This window comes from Candidatus Nitrosotalea sp. FS, from assembly GCF_011319475.1.
GTDB lineage: Archaea > Thermoproteota > Nitrososphaeria > Nitrososphaerales > Nitrosopumilaceae > Nitrosotalea.
In genome coordinates this window covers 1-777 of sequence record NZ_RCMC01000264.1, presented here as the reverse complement: position 1 = coordinate 777, position 777 = coordinate 1, and the positions used below count along the sequence as shown (strand labels likewise).

General features: G+C 42.1%; 1 protein-coding gene. It reads right to left on the bottom strand.

Annotation, left to right across the window (positions count from 1 at the left end; translation table 11 throughout):
• Positions 1-80: 80 nt before the first annotated feature.
• Positions 81-777: MIP/aquaporin family protein (locus DYY66_RS10325; RefSeq protein ID WP_166288989.1), on the bottom strand; the 697-nt coding region annotated here is incomplete at its 5' end.

The window sequence follows — 777 nt, the reverse complement described above, 5'->3', positions numbered from 1 at the left end:
GCACTATCCAAGCTGTGCTACGGGTCCACATAGAAACTTGTCAATTATCCTGTTATAATCATTTCAAAGAGTAAAAATATCTACGCAGATGCTTCTTGTTCTGATTTTTTTATGAACACATAGTTCATAATTAACCCTGCAATTACGCCACCAACTATTGGACCTGCCCAGTATATCCAGTGATAATCCCAATATCCAGATATCAATGCAGGACCAAATGTTCTTGCCGGATTCATGCTTGCACCGGTTAGCGGTACTCCCACAATGTGATCTAGGAATATCATTCCGCCTATTGCAAATCCATACAGTCCAGCCGCCGCCTTTTTGTGCAATACTGTCATGAATATAGTAGCAACCAAAAAGAATGTCAATATGGCTTCAACTGTAAATCCTGCAGTAGCACTATTTCCAATCAGGTCGCTAGGACCAGTCTGCACTCCGTACTTTACCTTCTCGCTTGCAGGGAGTATCACCTTGTTCGCAGCAGCCGCAATCACGGCGCCGATAAGTTGGAATACAATGTATCCTATGGCATTTTTTACATTAATTCTCTTAGTAGCAAGAAAAGACAGTGTAACTGCCGGGTTAAAGTGCCCGCCTGAGACATGCCCAAATGCATACACCATTAATCCTATTGCGGCACCATGAGCAAACGCTATCATCAGTATTGATTGAGTAGTCAATTGCCCATTTCCAAAAACTACAACTGACAGTGTAATGGATATAGGTCCAAAGAATACAAGACAGAATGTACCTATAGATTCTGCAAGCCATGCA